Source organism: Achromobacter sp. (assembly GCF_036567245.1).
GTDB lineage: Bacteria > Pseudomonadota > Gammaproteobacteria > Burkholderiales > Burkholderiaceae_B > Achromobacter.
Window position 1 is genome coordinate 1 of record NZ_DATCUY010000105.1, and the last position, 14375, is coordinate 14375.

General features: G+C 66.3%; 19 protein-coding genes. 7 read left to right on the forward strand and 12 right to left on the reverse strand.

What is annotated here, in order from left to right; all coding sequences use genetic code 11:
- From VIR09_RS04640 to ssuE, 3 genes are all read right to left on the reverse strand, one after another.
- Positions 1-526, reverse strand: a 526-nt coding sequence (locus VIR09_RS04640) for an ATP-binding cassette domain-containing protein (RefSeq protein ID WP_332011811.1), incomplete at its 3' end; no start/stop codon positions are given.
- A complete protein-coding gene (locus VIR09_RS04645) occupies positions 523-1014 on the reverse strand; it encodes an ABC transporter permease (RefSeq protein WP_332011812.1) in 492 nt (163 codons plus the stop codon). The genes VIR09_RS04640 and VIR09_RS04645, both read right to left, overlap by 4 nt.
- A gap of 3 nt (positions 1015-1017) precedes the next feature.
- Positions 1018-1638 carry an NADPH-dependent FMN reductase gene (gene ssuE, locus VIR09_RS04650; protein WP_332011813.1) on the reverse strand — a complete coding sequence of 207 codons (621 nt, stop codon included), beginning with the start codon at positions 1636-1638 and terminating at the stop codon, positions 1018-1020.
- 241 nt (positions 1639-1879) lie between these two features.
- Here ssuE and VIR09_RS04655 point away from each other — a divergent pair, with 241 nt between their 5' ends.
- Complete coding sequence (locus VIR09_RS04655) at positions 1880-2317, forward strand: universal stress protein (RefSeq protein WP_332011814.1); 438 nt, start codon at positions 1880-1882, stop codon at positions 2315-2317.
- Between the two features lie 18 nt (positions 2318-2335).
- Here the strand turns inward: VIR09_RS04655 and VIR09_RS04660 are convergent, their stop codons facing one another.
- From VIR09_RS04660 to VIR09_RS04675, 4 genes are all read right to left on the reverse strand, one after another.
- Complete coding sequence (locus tag VIR09_RS04660) at positions 2336-3343, reverse strand: 2Fe-2S iron-sulfur cluster-binding protein (RefSeq protein ID WP_332011815.1); 1008 nt, start codon at positions 3341-3343, stop codon at positions 2336-2338.
- A gap of 12 nt (positions 3344-3355) precedes the next feature.
- The gene (locus tag VIR09_RS04665) at positions 3356-3835 is read right to left on the reverse strand and encodes a heme-binding protein (RefSeq protein ID WP_332011816.1); all 480 of its coding nucleotides are present in this window, start codon (positions 3833-3835) and stop codon (positions 3356-3358) included.
- 39 nt (positions 3836-3874) lie between these two features.
- Positions 3875-5284, reverse strand: coding sequence for an aldehyde dehydrogenase family protein (locus tag VIR09_RS04670; RefSeq protein WP_414639389.1), 1410 nt, complete (start codon positions 5282-5284; stop codon positions 3875-3877).
- A 232-nt stretch (positions 5285-5516) separates the two neighbouring features.
- Positions 5517-7049, reverse strand: a complete 1533-nt coding sequence (locus VIR09_RS04675; protein ID WP_332011818.1) for a hypothetical protein — start codon at positions 7047-7049, stop codon at positions 5517-5519.
- A 229-nt stretch (positions 7050-7278) separates the two neighbouring features.
- On the opposite strand from VIR09_RS04675, the gene VIR09_RS04680 reads away from it, so the two are divergent.
- Positions 7279-8022 carry a sulfite exporter TauE/SafE family protein gene (locus VIR09_RS04680; protein ID WP_332011819.1) on the forward strand — a complete coding sequence of 248 codons (744 nt, stop codon included), beginning with the start codon at positions 7279-7281 and terminating at the stop codon, positions 8020-8022.
- Positions 8023-8101: 79 nt separating this feature from the next.
- Positions 8102-8821 carry a GntR family transcriptional regulator gene (locus tag VIR09_RS04685; protein ID WP_332011820.1) on the forward strand — a complete coding sequence of 240 codons (720 nt, stop codon included), beginning with the start codon at positions 8102-8104 and terminating at the stop codon, positions 8819-8821.
- A 91-nt stretch (positions 8822-8912) separates the two neighbouring features.
- Here VIR09_RS04685 and VIR09_RS04690 read toward each other — a convergent pair whose 3' ends face one another.
- From VIR09_RS04690 to VIR09_RS04705, 4 genes are all read right to left on the reverse strand, one after another.
- Positions 8913-9263, reverse strand: coding sequence for a 2Fe-2S iron-sulfur cluster-binding protein (locus tag VIR09_RS04690; protein ID WP_332011821.1), 351 nt, complete (start codon positions 9261-9263; stop codon positions 8913-8915).
- Positions 9260-9589 carry a ferredoxin gene (locus tag VIR09_RS04695; RefSeq protein ID WP_332011822.1) on the reverse strand — a complete coding sequence of 110 codons (330 nt, stop codon included), beginning with the start codon at positions 9587-9589 and terminating at the stop codon, positions 9260-9262. Before VIR09_RS04695 ends, VIR09_RS04690 begins: the two co-directional genes overlap by 4 nt.
- A 5-nt stretch (positions 9590-9594) precedes the next feature.
- Positions 9595-9894, reverse strand: a complete 300-nt coding sequence (locus VIR09_RS04700) for a 2Fe-2S iron-sulfur cluster-binding protein (RefSeq protein ID WP_173144504.1) — start codon at positions 9892-9894, stop codon at positions 9595-9597.
- Positions 9895-9965: 71 nt separating this feature from the next.
- Positions 9966-10697: an iron-containing redox enzyme family protein gene (locus VIR09_RS04705; protein ID WP_332011823.1), complete on the reverse strand. Its 732-nt coding sequence runs from the start codon at positions 10695-10697 to the stop codon at positions 9966-9968.
- Positions 10698-10934: 237 nt separating this feature from the next.
- On the opposite strand from VIR09_RS04705, the gene VIR09_RS04710 reads away from it, so the two are divergent.
- Positions 10935-11150, forward strand: a complete 216-nt coding sequence (locus VIR09_RS04710) for a hypothetical protein (RefSeq protein ID WP_332011824.1) — start codon at positions 10935-10937, stop codon at positions 11148-11150.
- Positions 11151-11202: 52 nt separating this feature from the next.
- Here the strand turns inward: VIR09_RS04710 and VIR09_RS04715 are convergent, their stop codons facing one another.
- Positions 11203-11598 (reverse strand): DUF2809 domain-containing protein, encoded by a 396-nt coding sequence (locus VIR09_RS04715; protein WP_332011825.1) that lies wholly within the window; start codon positions 11596-11598, stop codon positions 11203-11205.
- A gap of 125 nt (positions 11599-11723) precedes the next feature.
- Between VIR09_RS04715 and VIR09_RS04720 the strand changes: the two genes are divergently transcribed.
- From VIR09_RS04720 to VIR09_RS04730, 3 genes are all read left to right on the forward strand, one after another.
- Positions 11724-12959, forward strand: coding sequence for a molybdopterin-dependent oxidoreductase (locus VIR09_RS04720; protein WP_332011826.1), 1236 nt, complete (start codon positions 11724-11726; stop codon positions 12957-12959).
- A gap of 10 nt (positions 12960-12969) precedes the next feature.
- Complete coding sequence (locus tag VIR09_RS04725) at positions 12970-13314, forward strand: sulfite:cytochrome C oxidoreductase subunit B (protein ID WP_332011827.1); 345 nt, start codon at positions 12970-12972, stop codon at positions 13312-13314.
- Positions 13315-13460: 146 nt separating this feature from the next.
- The coding region (locus VIR09_RS04730; RefSeq protein WP_332011828.1) for an MFS transporter at positions 13461-14375 on the forward strand (915 nt) is incomplete at its 3' end.

Consider the following 14375-nt stretch of genomic DNA (forward strand, 5'->3'; position numbering starts at 1 on the left):
GGGCCAGCGCCACGCGCTGACGCTGCGCCTCGGACAGCTGCGCGGGCCAATCGCCGCCGTGGCCGTCCAGGCCCGCCTGCCGCAACGCATCTGCCGCCTGCGCAGTGCTGGGCAGGCCCAGAGCCACGTTGTGCAGCACGGTCTTCCAGGGCAGCAGGCGCGTGTCCGGCAACAACAGGCGCACGCGGCTGTCGGGCGCCCAGCTGGGAAAGTTGTCGAACAGCAGCGGCGAGCGGTTGGGCGAGCCGCCCTGCTCGCCGCTGGGCGCAAGCTGGCCGGCCAGCAGATGCAGCAAGGTGCTTTTGCCGCTGCCGGCGCGCCCGACCACAGCCACGAACTCGCCGGCCGCAATCTCCAGGTCCAGCGCCTGCAAGGCAATGCGGTCGCCATAACGCTTGGCAAGCTTGCGCAATGTCACGCTCAACGCAGCTTGCGGTCCGGCCTCGGGCGCCTCGTCCGGCTCTGTACGCTCGCGCACTTCCAGGTGCTGCAACAGCTCGAACTCATTGGGATTGATGAACATCATCGCGGCCTCCAGCGCAGCAGCCAGCGCTCCAACAGGCTTACCAGCGCGCCCGAAGCCAGGCTGAGGACCGCGAACAGCGCCAGGCCCAGCAACAGTGCCGCCGCGCCCGGCGGACTGTTGTCCAGCGACGGCAGCCTGCCCAGGCCCGACGGCGTCGCGAACAGTTCCAGCGCTATCAAGGTCAGCCATAAAAGCTCCAGGCCTTGCCTCAGGCCCGTCAGGATGAACGGCAACGCGCCCGGCAGGAGCACGTGCCGATAAAGAGGCCAGCCGCTCAAATCGTGCGACCGGCCGGTCTCGACCAGCGCCGGGTCCACCGCGCGTATGCCGCGCACCGTCTGGTACAGAAGCGGCGCAAGCAGACTCAGCGGCGGCAGAATCTGCCTGGCTGTCTCGCCGCTACCCAGCCACAGCGCTGCGAGCAGCGCGGGCGCGACCCAGCGCAGGATCGCCGTGTCGGGAGGGACGTAGGCTTGGGCGCGGCGCATCGGTCACACGCTGAAGCCGCCCGCAAGCGCGAGCCGGCCCAGATCGTAGGATTGACTGAGAACTGCGTCGCGCGGCAGCACCTGTTCGGACAGGCGCTCCACCGAATCCTCCAGCCGCCGCCGCACCTCGGCGTCGATCTCGCCCGCGCCGAATTCGTCCACGCGCACCTGCGCATCGGTGGCGTAGACGCCCGCCAGGATGTGGCGCGCGCCCAGCGCGGACAGCACGGGTTTCAAGCCATATTCCAGCGCCAGCAGATGCGCCGGGCTGCCGCCCGTGGCGATGGGCAGCACCACCTTGCCCGCCAGGGCCTTGGGATCCAGCAGGTCCAGCACCGCCTTCAACCCCCCGGAAAAGGAAGCCTGATAAACCGGCGAGGAAACCAGCACCGCATCGGCCGCCGCCACGCGCGCCCGCAGCGCGTTGGCCGCGGCGCCGGCGTAGTTGCCTTCTATCAGTTCTTCGGCCGGGATGTCGCGCAAGCCCAATTCGCCAACGCTCAGCCCCCGCGACTGCAGGATCCCGGCAGCGTGCCGCAGCAGCACCGAGGAACGGGAGCGCTGCGACGGGCTGCCCGCGATGGCAAGGACGCGGGCATAAGCCTGGCGACGTGGCGATGACATGGAAGTTCGTTTCCGGCAGTGGGTTCAAGGAGTCGAACCGATTCTGTCATCGCCGCGCGGCGCCGAAAAATACTTAGTCGATATGAGGTTATGTTGAAGCCCGGGTTCGGCTTCCTTTGGAAATATGCGGGGCGGGCCGCCCGCGCACCTCGTCCGTATGCAGGACTGGATTGCGCCTGACGGCGGGCCTATACTGGATTGGCGAGTTGCTCCCTATTCCTTTCCCTAAAGGAGAGGCAACATGTATAAGCACCTGCTCGTCGCCGTGGACGGTTCCCTGCTGTCCGAATCGGCTTTCAAGCGCGCTCTTGTTTTCGCCAAGGAAATGGGAGCCACCATCACGCTCATCCGCGCCATCCCGGAGGACCATCTGCTGGTCTATCAGGCCGAAATGCTGGGCACCACGCAGGCGCACCACACCGACCAGGCCCGCAAGAACGCACAAACCTACCTGGACAACCTGGAAATGGAAGCGCGCCATGCGCTGGTGCCGTGCAACGCCGTGGTGACGGTCAACGACCATCCCCATGAGGCCATCGTCGAGGCGGCGCAGAACCAGAGCTGCGACCTGATCATCATGGGTTCGCACGGCCGCCACGGCATGACGGGATTCTTGCTGGGCAGCGAGACGCAACGCGTGCTGGCGCGCACCCGCCTGCCGGTGCTGGTGTACCGCTGACCCGGCATGCGTGGCCGCTCAGGCAGCGGCCAGCGCGTGCTGGAAGGTGAAGCTGTCGGAATACATGTGGTCCAGGCTGGCGCCGCGCGCGGCCAGCAGGCTCTTGGCTTCGTGAATCATTTCCGGCGCGCCGCACAGGTAGAAGGCGTGCTCGGACAGATCCTGGTGGTCCTCCAGGACCGCCTGCTGCACGTGGCCGCGGCGGCCCTGCCAGTCCGCATCCGCGCGCGACAGCACCGGCACGAAATTGAACTCATACAGTCTTCCGGCCCAGCTTTCGATCACCTCGCGCAGATAGAGATCGGCCTCGGTGCGCATGCCCCAGTAAAGCGTGACGGGCGGGCAGTCTTCGTTGTCCAGCAGCGATTCCAGAATGGCCTTGATGGGCGCAATGCCCGTGCCGGTGGCCATCATGATGAGCGGCCGCCAGTCTTCCTCGTGGTAGCTGAACACGCCTAGCGGCGCTTCTATCTCCACGCCGGCGCCGGCTTGCGCCTGGCCCAGCCACTGGTCGGTGTAGCGCCCGCCCGGGATGCGGCGCACGTGGAAATCCAATAGGTTCCCGGCGGGCGCCGAGGCCATGGAAAAGCTGCGCGTCTCGCCGTCGGGCAGCACTACGTTCAGGTACTGGCCCGGCACGTAGTCCATGCCCTCTTCCGGCAGCGCCAACGTCAGGTGGATGACGTCGTCGCAAAACCTTTCGATGCGGTGGATGGTGGCCGGCAGGCGGCGCGGTTCCGGAAACGACTGCCGGCTACTGGCCACGCTGATGCAAAGATCGCCCAGGGGCCGGGCCTGGCAGGCCAGCGCATAGCCTTCGGCCGCTTCCTCCGGCGTCAGCGCCATGGGGAACTCTTCGTACTCCACGGCGCCGGACTCCAGCTTGATGCGGCAGGTGCCGCAGCCGCCGAAGGTGCACTCGTGCGGCAGCTTCACCGCCGAACGTTCGGCGGCCTGCAGCACGGATTCGCCTTCTTCGACCTGGAACGACTCGTCGGTTTGCAGGATATGCACGCGGTATGCCATGGCCGGCCTCGCTTATTTCTTGATGTCCGCCTCGACCAGCACTTTCATGCCGCGCGGCTCCAGCAGCGTCGCCAGCGCCGCCAGCGCGGCCAGACCGGCCTTGGTGTCCTGTTCGCCGTTGCCGCCGCTCAGGCCCACGCCGCCGATCACCTCGTTGTTCACCACGATGGGATAGCCGCCGACGAATACGGCGAACTTGCCGTCGAAGCTCCACTGGATGCCGAAGGCTTCGTTGCCGGGCAACGCCGGACCGTTGGGCGAGGTGTTGAACAGATGGGTCGAACGCTTGTGCCCGGCAGCCGTGAAGGCCTTGTTCCAGGCGATTTGCGGGCCGGTGATGCGGGCGCCGTCCATGCGTTCCAGCGCGATCGGATAGCCACCGTCGTCGACGATGCAGATCGTCTCCAGCACACCGATTTCTTCCGATTTGGCGATGGCCGCGCGGACCATCACGCGCGCTTCTTCAAGTTCCAGACGATAGACCTGCTTCATGGGGATGACCTCTTCTGCTTGCGATTGGGGGCCCCGGCGTCAGCCGGCGCGGTAGACAGTCTTGATTTGCGTGTAGAACTCCAGCCCCACGCGGCCCGATTCGCGGAACGTGGAGGTGCTGGAATGCTTGAGCCCGCCGAACGGCGCGTTGATCAGGTTGCCGGTGGTGGTCCGGTTGATCTTGACCGTGCCGGCCTGGATGTCGCGGGCGAAACGGTGCGCGTAGCGCGCATCGGTGGTGGCGATGGCGGCGGACAGGCCGTATTCGGTGTCGTTGGCGCGGGCAATGGCGTCTTCGTAGCCGTCCACCTCGATCAGCGCGATCACCGGGCCGAAGATCTCTTCCCTGGCGATGCGCATCTGCTGCGTGACGTCGGTGAACAGCGCCGGCGACACGTAATAGCCGCGCTCGAACCCGGCGCCCGTCAGGCGTTCGCCGCCATACAGGTGGGTGGCCTCCCGCTTGCCGACGGCCACGTAGCCCAGCACATTGTCCAGCTGCTTGGCCGTGGCCAGCGGCCCCAGGTCGAAGTTGCCGTCCAGGCCGTTGCCTATGGTCAGCGCCTTGATGCGGACCAGCAGCTTGTCGGTGTAGGCCTGGCGCACGCGCTTGTCCACCAGCACCCGGCTGGTGCCGGTGCAGGCCTGGCCGCTCAGCGAGAAGCCGCCCTTCACGGCCAGATCCACGGCGCGGTCCAGGTCGGCGTCCGCCAGCACGATGAGCGGGTTCTTGCCGCCCAGCTCCATCTGCGTGCGGGTGGTCAGCCCGGCGCTCCGGTGGATCTGTTCGCCCGCGGCGGTGGAGCCGGTGAAGGAAATCGCCCGCACTGCCCGTGCGCCCGTGATGGCCTCGCCCACCGCGCCGGCCGGACCGGTCAGGAAGTTAAGCACCCCGGCCGGCAGGCCGGCCTGCACGAAAGCCTCGGTGAGGCGGTAGCCCGACATGGGCGCGTCGGACGAGGGCTTGAACACCACGGTGTTGCCCGTGATGAGCGCCGGAGCGATCTTGCGGGCGGGGATGGAAATGGGAAAGTTCCAGGGGGAAATCACCGTCACCACGCCCAGCGGTTCGCGCTGGCTGTAGACCACCATGTCGGGATCGTCATTGGGATAGGTTTCGCCCGTAAAGGACTGCCCTTCCACCGCGTAGAAGCGGATCGTCTGCGCCGAGCGCAGCACCTCGTCCTTGGCCAGGTTCAGGCTCTTGCCCTCTTCCCGGGTCAATTCGCGCGCGATGTCGTTGGCGTGGTCTTCCAGATATTGGGCCGCGCGGAACAGGATGGCGGCGCGCTTGGAAATCGGCGTGTCGCGCCAGCCGGCGAAGGCGGCCTCCGCAGCCGCCACCGCCTGGCGCGCGTCCTCGGCGTCCGAGACCTGGAAACGGCCCACGATGTCGGCGGTATCGGCTGGGTTGATGTTGGGCGCCGTCTTGCCGGTGCCGCTGGGCATCCAGCTGCCGCCGATGTGGTTCAGGAATGTTTGCTGCGAGAGATCATCCACGGGAGCGCTTCCTTGGTCTGCGCCCGCTGGCCGCGAGTGCCTGGGCGGGCTGGCTTACTTATGAACATTGTATACTTTAATCAATATGGGTCGATACGTGTAAATCCCTGCCCGGGATCGGCCTTCCCTCCTGGAAAAAAGGGTCCCCGCAGGGACCCCAAAGCAGCGCCACAAACAGGGTTCAGCGCCAGATCAACACCGCGCAGATCGTCGAGACGAACAGCGCCAGCAGCACCGGCAACAGCAGGGCGCGTACCAAAGACAGCACGTTCACCCGCGCAAAGCCCGCCACCGCAATCAGCGAGGACCAGGCGATCAGCGTGCCGCCCCCGGTCCAGACCGCGCCCATCTGGCCCACCGCCGCCAGCGTCGCCGGGTCCACGCCCACTACCGGACCCAGGGCGCCTGACAGCGTGCCGGTAAGGGGCAGGCCGGCAAAGCCGGAACCGTCGATGCCGGTGATCATGCCGACCAGCAGCACGCCAAAGGCCACCAGGAAGTGGTTTTCGGGGATCAGGTGCTGGCCGGCGGAAATCACCTCGAACAGCAGGCCCGGCGCCTGCGCCTGCGGCACGCCCAGGATCTGCGCGGCAGTTTCGTTGGCACCCACGAAGAAGAAGCCCGCGATCGGCAGCACCGAGCCCATGGCTTTGAAGGCGAACACGAAGCCGTCGGTGACGTGCTCCGGACAGACGTCCAGCATCTTGCGCGGACCTTCCGCAGCCAGGGTCACCAGCATCATGACAACGAACGCGACGCCTCCCACCAGCGCCGCCGCATCGCCGCCGCGCAGCGCGGGCAGGGACGGGAACAGGCGCGGCAGCACCATGACCGCAATCACGGCCAGGAAGGCCAGCGGCGTCACCACGGCGAAGGTCTTGGACCAGCGCACGCGGCGGCGCTCTTCGTCGCTCAGCACCGGACCGCTGGGCAGGGCCGGATCCGCGCCCATGGTGCCGCGGGCCAGTTCGGCCTTGTCGAAGGAGCCCGACTGCTCGATGCGCGCCAGGCTGCCGTCCTGCGCCCGCGCCTGCCAGGCGGACAGGAGCGCCGCATCGGCCGGCACGATGTGTTTGCGGATCAGCAGGTAGGCAGCCACCAGCGCCACCCCGCCAGTGATCAGCGACAGCACCAGCGCACGGTCCGCGACCACGGCGGCGCTGACCGCCGCCCCGGCCGCCTTGGCGCTGATGCTGGGCGCCACGCCGATCACGTAGTCCGAGGACAGCGCCATGCCCTGGCCGGCGATGGCAATCGCCATGGCGCCTGCCAGCGGCGGCAGGCCGGCCGCGATGGCTGCGGGCAGCAGGATGGCGGAGACCAGCGGCACCGCCGGCGTGGGCCAGAAGAACAGCGAGATCACGTATGTACAGAGGGCGATGATCAGGAAGGACGAATGCCCGCCCCGCATGACGCGGCGAAACGGCTGCACCATGCGCACGTCCGCCTGCAGGGTCTTCAGCGCGTTGAGCAGCGCTGTCATGAAAGTGATCACCAGAAAGATATTGAACAGCTCCTTGGCCGCCACGAAGCTGGCCGAGAAGATGCCTATCAGGGCGCTGATCGGATTGCCCGTAATGGCAAGCACCACCAGAAAGGTGCCGATCACCGATGGCACCACCACGTTGGCCCGCAGGATCATCGTCAGGATGATGGCGGCCACGCTGATCAGGTACATCCAGTGAGCAGCGTTGAGCACTACGTCCGCTTGCATGTGCTATTCCCCTTGTATGCGTGGCTGTTATGTCGCCACATTCGGTATACTATATTTCGTTTGTAGCCATACCAATCAAAATATGCAGCGCCTAGGGAAAGCGATAATTCTGAAAAATCCATGAATAGCGCCAGAAGATCAGGGGATTACCCTAGTTTTTGAAGCACTTCATGAAATTCGGAAAAATCCTGGATAGACTATCGTATACATAGTAAGAACACATCCAGGCATGACATCCTCCCTGCCGTACCCCGATCTCCTCCAGTACGCCACCATGGCCGCCGTCGTATTCGGCGCCGCGATCGCGCAGGGCGTGGGCGGCGTGGGCTTCGCCATGTTCGCCGCGCCGGTGGCGGCGATGTTCTTTCCCCAGTTGGCGCCGGGGCCGCTACTGACGCTGGGCGGCTTCATTTCGCTGCTAACCGCGCTGCGCGAGCGCGCCGCCATCGACTGGCCCTCGGTGTCCTACGCGCTGGCGGGCCGCGCCGTCGGCACGCTGATCGCCATCTACGCCATGACGCGCTTCGCGCCGCAGGCGCTGGGCGTGCTGTTCGCCGCCCTGATTCTGGTGGCCGTGGCGCTGAGCGCGGCGGGCCTGCATTTTTCCGCCACGCCCGGGCGCGTGTCCGGCGCGGGCGTGGCCTCCGGCATCATGGGCACCATGACCTCGGTGGGCGCGCCGCCCATTGCCATCGTGATGCAACACGCGGCGCCACCGCGCCTGCGCGCCACGCTGGGCATGGTGCTGTTCCTGGGTTCGATCTTTTCGCTGGCCATGCTGGCCTGGGCCAAGCGCTACACGGGCTATCACGCCGGGCTGGCGCTCAGCCTGGCCCCTTTCCTGCTGGCCGGTTTTGCGGTCTCCAACCGGTTGCGCCACCGCCTGCCCCCGCGCGCCGTGCGTGCCGTGCTGTTGGCGGTATGCGCCTTGGGCGCGCTGGGCGTGCTGGCCAAGGCTTTTTGGGGACACTGATGCGGTTCGCCCCCGAAGCCACGCCGCTACACCCGGTAATACAATGGAGACTGTATCCATTAAGCCAAACCTGCTCGCCATGACAACCTCACCCGTCAGCCCGCAAGCCGCAGAAACGCAGCACTCCGCCTCGCTGAAGATCGGCGAGCAGCATCCGCAGTTGTTCGCCGTCATCCGCGACAAGCTGCGCGAACGCATCCTGAGCGGCGAATTCACGCCTGGCGACCGCCTGGTCGAAGGCCGCCTGTCCGAAGAAATGGGCGTGTCGCGCATCCCGGTGCGCGAGGCGCTGCGCGCCCTGGCCGCCGAAGGCCTGGTGACGATCGAGCCGCGCCGCGGCGCGTCCGTGTCGGTGCTGTCCGACGCGGTGGCCTACGACATGGTGGAAGTGCGCGCCACCCTGGAAGGCCTGAACGCCAAGCTCGCGGCGCAGCGCCGCGACGAAAAGACCGTGGAACGCCTGCAGGCTTTCCTGCGCGAAGGCACCGAAGCCGCCCGCAGCGAACAGCTGGACAAATTCCTGGCGCTGAATTCCCAGTTCCACGAAATGCTGGCCACCATCGGCGGCAACGTGGTGCTGACCGACCTGATGCGTTCGCTGCGCGACCGCACCGCGCTGCTGTTCGCGCCCAGCAACATGCTGCGCGCCAAACAGAACTGGGACGAGCATTCGCAGATCCTCAATGCGGTCATCGCCGGCAACGGCGACCTGGCGGCGCTGCTGGCCAGCCAGCACGTGCACAACGCCGCCAAGGCTTATACGGAAGCGCAGCAGCAGCCTCACGCATCGGTGGCCTGAGCCGGCCGGCGCCCAAGCAGGCCGCGCCTCGATCCCGACCACGCGGCCGGCGCATGTTGGTCGCAGCCTTGCTGCCTGCGGGCAGCCGCCCTCAAGTCGCCGCTTCGACGGGATCCGACGCCGCGCCCACCACCACGCCCTTGCCGTTCTGGATCACCCACGAGACCTTCACGTCGCCATTGACGAAGGTCTGGCAGGCCATGCGGTAGCCGGCCTCGAAATCCTCGGGACGCAGGTGCTTGCGCTCTTTCGGCTTGATGGCGTCGGTGTTCTCCAATCCTTCCTCGATGCGGCACTTGCAGGTGCCGCACAGGCCGCCCCCGCACTTGAAGGGGATGCCGCCCTTTTCCTTGAGCGATACGCGCAGCAGATTGCTGTTTTCGGGCGCCGTGGCGACCATGCCGCCATTGGAAATGAATGTGATCTGGACCATATTGTTCAATGCTCCGCTGCGACCGCGCCTGGGCGCAGCGTCAAGGTCGATTCCATGCTGCCAAAACGCGTCAAATGGGCGAGTTCCTTGCGGGCCGCTTCCACTGACGCGAACTTCTCCAGGAATTTGGAAGGCACGCGGTTCACCACGTAAGGCGGCGTTTCCTCGGTGACGACCAGCTTGGTGTCCCTGTGCAGGCGGGCGATGCAGTAGACCGCCAGCGCACGGCCGTAGAACGCGTAGTCGTAGGTTTCCAGGATATCTACCGCGCCCCCGTCCGCTTCCGTGCGGAACACCCCGGGCTTGCTGGTCAGGATGACGTATACCGGGTCCATCGCCGCTATGCCTCCACGTCCTGGACCAGCTCGATGTCGCTGCTGAGCCAGAGCTGGCACGCCAGCCGGTAGCCCTGGTCGATGCGCTCGCCCAGCTGCTTTTTTTCCTTCCAGTTGACCGGCGGCAGATGCTCGGCCCCGGCCAGCACGCGGCAGGCGCACTTGGCGCACTTGCCCATGCCGCACTCATAGCGCAGATGCGGATACGGAAACTGCTTGATGCCGGCCCGCACCACCAGGTTGGTGTTGTCCTTCACCACATCGGTGTAGGTCTGGCCGCCCTTATGAAACACGATGGTAGGCATGGGTTTTCTGCTCTGGGATCTGCGGGGCCGCGGCCGTCCGGCACAACGAGCCAGACGGCCGCGCGATGTACTCAGGCGGCAAGGCCCAGTTCGGGCAGCGCGATTTCCTGCTGCACGTAGTCGGTGTAGAGCGCGGTCGTGTACAGCAACCGCATCTGGGCGCCGATCTCGCAGATCTTCAGGCAGCGCTGCTGCAGGTCCACCGTGTTGGCGTGCTCCAGCACGATCTGATAGCCGCGTTCGCCGTGGATTTCGTCGGACACGATATGCAGGTCGAAGAATTCCACTTCCTCGTCGGTAAAGCCGTACTTCTCGCGCAGGGTCGGTGTCTGCTTGCGGTAGATCGACGGCACTTGCGATTCCAGGCCCACCACCAGTCCGGCCACCGCCACGATGGGATCCTCGCGCATGGCCACGGCGTAGCACCAGCTTTGCAGGGCGCGCGTGGTGGGCGACATGTTGTCGGGGTTGGTGACCCGTTCGCGGGTGGTGCCGCAGGCTTCGGCAAAGCGGATCAGCAGGTCCGTGTGGCGGTCGCCGCCGATTTCCTCTTCATACATATTGGCCAGCAGGAAATCCTTGGCCTCGGTGTAGGAGTCCGGCGTGCGGGCGTACAGGTAGCCCAGGTAATCGGCGAACGGGCCCACGTAGTGGTAGTGGTTCTCTGCCCAGCGCTGCAGATGCTGGCGGCTGAGCTTGCCCTCTGCCCAGGCGATGGAGAAAGGCGAAGCGTTGGCGCTCTTGCCCTTGATCGCGTTTTCCAACGCGGTACGGAATTCATCTCGGTTCATCAGTTCAGCCATGACGCGCTCCAGGTCCAGTGGTGAAGACTCCAGGCTGGTCTTAGCCCGGGCATGCTGAACATTGTATACCGTCTACTATTTTGAACTGCTAGGGCAATCCCGGAGATCATCCCAATGACTACCAATAAACAGGGACAGTCTTTATGGATCAATGACTTGGCATACATATGCAGGGGCTGGCCCTGAAACAAGCATGCTGGTACAATGAATACACTTTCAATGCAATACGGAAATACCATGACTACCCGCCACCCCCTGGGAGACGCCCCGATCGGCCAACAACTGCTGACGCATTACGCCCGCCGCGACGCCGTGCGCCACGCCACTCCGCTGTTTCCTTCGTCCTGGGCCGAGCTCTTCGCGCCGTTCCGCAATGCCAAGCTGCAGCCGCTGCGCGCGACCAAGCCCGCCGCGCGCGCGCACGACGACGCGCCGGTCTGCCAGGCAGGCTGATTCCCGGGTGGAAAGCCTGGCGTTCGCGGCCAGGCGGAAAGATGAAAAGCGCCTAGGCGCCGCGCAAGGCGGCGCTCCGTCGCCGGTTCCAGCCGGCCAGCGTCAGCACCAGCGCGAATCCCAGCGTATAGGCCAGCATGTCCCACCAATCGGGCACGCTGCCCAGGATGACGCGCAATAACGGCTGCTCCAGCCGCCAGCCGAAGTGCCGGGCCAGGTATTGACCCAGTTCCACCGCATAGCCGGTGAACAGCGCGGCCAGCGCCAGCGGCAGCACATCCGCGCGGATAAAGCTGCGATACACCAGATAGGCCCAGCCCACCGCCACCACGTCGCCCACGAAGCCCCGCAGCAAGGGATAGGGCGCGCCCAAGGTGGCGATCAGCGCTTCCAGCGCGGTTACGACCAGCAGCGCGGCAAAGGCGCGTTTGTTGAATGTCAGGATCATCGAAGCGGAAAACGCGGAAATTGGAATGGGCAGCGCGGACGTTAACGCATTTGTCAGGCCGTGGCGCGTAGCCTCGTGGGAATGCGCCGGGGGCAGGGCGCTGACAAGAACAAGGAGACAGCAAGATGAGCACATTCGACCCGAATGGGCGCCGGCGCTTCCTGCGCCAGGCCTGTACGCTGGGCGCGACCGGCACGCTGGCCGGCCATGCGCTGACCAGCCTGGCGGCGCCGGCCACCGTCACCCTGCCGTTCGCCAATGGCGAGCGCGAGTTGATCGCCTATCCGCAAAAACGGCCCCTGATCCGCCAGACCTCGCGCCCGCCACAGCTGGAAACGCCGTTCTCGGTCTTCAACGAAAACGTCATCACGCCCAACGACGCCTTCTTCGTGCGCTATCACCTGGGCAACATCCCCACCGCGATCGACCTGAACACCTACCGCATCAAAGTGAGCGGCCTGGTCGACAAGCCCCTGGACCTGTCGCTGGCCGATCTGAAGCAGCAATTCGGCAAGCCGGTGGAACTGGTGGCGGTCACCCAGTGCTCGGGCAACAGCCGCGGCTTCTTCTTGCCGCGCGTGGGCGGCGGGCAGTCGGGCAACGGCGCCATGGGCAACGCCCGCTGGTTGGGGATCCCGCTCAAGCGCGTCCTGGAAAAGGCCGGCATCCGCGCCGATGCGCGCCAGATCTCATTCGAAGGCATGGACCGGCCGGTGCTGCCCGGCACGCCCGAGTTCGTCAAGGCGCTGGACGTCGCCCATGCGCTGGACGGTGAGGTCATGCTGGCCTACGCCATGAACGGCGCCGACCTGCCCATGCTCAACGGCTATCCCGTGCGTCTGGTGGTGCCGGGGTATTACGGCACCTACTGGGTCAAGCACCTGGCCGACATCAAGGTGCTGGACAAGGAGTTCGACGGCTTCTGGATGCAGAAGGCCTATCGCATCCCCGACAACGATTGCGCCTGCACCCCGCCGGGCAAGGCGCCGGAAAAAACCCGCCCGATCGGCCGCTACAACGTGCGCAGCTTCATCACCAGCTTGAGCGCGGGCGCGCGCGTCGCCCGCGGCAAGCCGGTGCAGGTGCGCGGCATCGCCTTCGACGGCGGCAAGGGCATACGCGAAGTCCAGTTCTCGTCCGACGACGGCAAGACCTGGCAGGCCGCCAAGCTGGGAAAGGACCTGGGCCGCTATTCCTTCCGCGAATGGCATGCCGACTTCACGCCCAAGGCCGCCGGCGACTACACGCTGAAGGTCCGCGCCACCAACATGGCCGGCGACACCCAGCCGCTGGACCCGCTGTGGAACCCGGCCGGCTACATGCGCAACGTGGTCGAAGCCGTCCGCGTCACCGCCGCCTGAGGAGAGCGCCATGAACCGCCATTTCCGTCGCTGCCTGCCGGCGCTTGCGCTGGCCTGCGCCTGTCTGTCCCCGTCCGTCCAGGCCCTGGAGATCAAGCTGCCCCAGGAAACCGCCACGCTGCATCCCGGCACGGGCGCCGGAGCCCAGCACGCAGCCCTGTGCCTGATGTGCCATTCGGTCGACTACGTGTCGTCCCAGCCGCCCATGCCGCTGGGTTTCTGGGATGCCGAGGTCAAGAAGATGGTGGGCACCTACGGCGCCCCCATCCCCGCCGAGCAGGTTCCGCTGATTGTGGAGTACCTGAATCAGGCCTATCCGCCGGCTCCCGCTCCGGCCCCCGCCGCCAAGCAGTAGGCGGCAGGCAGCAAGACCCCCCAGGGCGGCCCGCGGCTGCCCTGGGGCGCCGCGCGCGCTCCCATCGATCGCTGGCTTAGGCGTACCATTACCCGACCCAGACCACGCCCGACAGGAGCGCCCATCCGGCGCGCCGGAAGAACTCCATGCTGCAACCCGTTTCGGCCAACACCGATCTACCCGCGGACGCACCGGCCGCTCCCGCCCCCGTGCTGCAGGTGAGCACGCTATCCCCTTTCGCGTTTCCGGCCTTCCGCATCATCTGGATCGCCAACCTGTTCGCCAACCTGGGCACCTGGGCGCAATCCGTCGCCGCCGCCTGGATCATCACCACCGAGCAAAGCAGCCCGCTGATGGTCGCCATGATCCAGGTGGCCGCCGCCTTCCCGCTGGTGGCGCTGTCCATCCTGACCGGCGTGCTGGCCGACAACTACGACCGCCGCAAGGTCATGCTGACCGGCATGCTGCTGGAGCTGGCGGGCGGCGTCTTCATCACCATCCTCGCCTTCGCCGGGCTGCTGCATCCCATTACGCTGATCGCGTCCGTCTTCTGCATTGCCATCGGCAGCGCCATCGTCACGCCGGCCTGGCAGGCCGCCGTCGGCGAACAGGTGCCGCGCGCCCATGTCGGCAGCGCGGTGCTGCTCAACAGCGTCAACTTCAACGTGGCGCGCGCGGTCGGGCCGGCCATCGGCGGCCTGCTGCTGGGCGCCATGGGCGCGCCCTGGGTGTTCCTGCTGAATTGCTTCTGCTATGGCGGCCTGATCTGGGCGATCTGGCGCTGGAGGCGCGACCTGCCGCTGCGCCGCCTGCCGCCCGAAGGCATCCTGGAAGGCGTGGTGGCGGCGCTGCGCTACACCCAGCATTCCACCGTCACCCGTGTGGTGATGCTGCGGTCTTTTGCCTTCGGCCTGTCTGCCAGCGCGCTGTGGGCATTGCTGCCGCTGCTGGCCCATGAACATGAAGGCGGCAGCGCCCTGCTGTACGGCTACATGCTGGGCGCGCTGGGCCTGGGCGCCATCCTCGGCAGCGCCTTCGTGCGGCGGGTGCAGGCCGCCTGG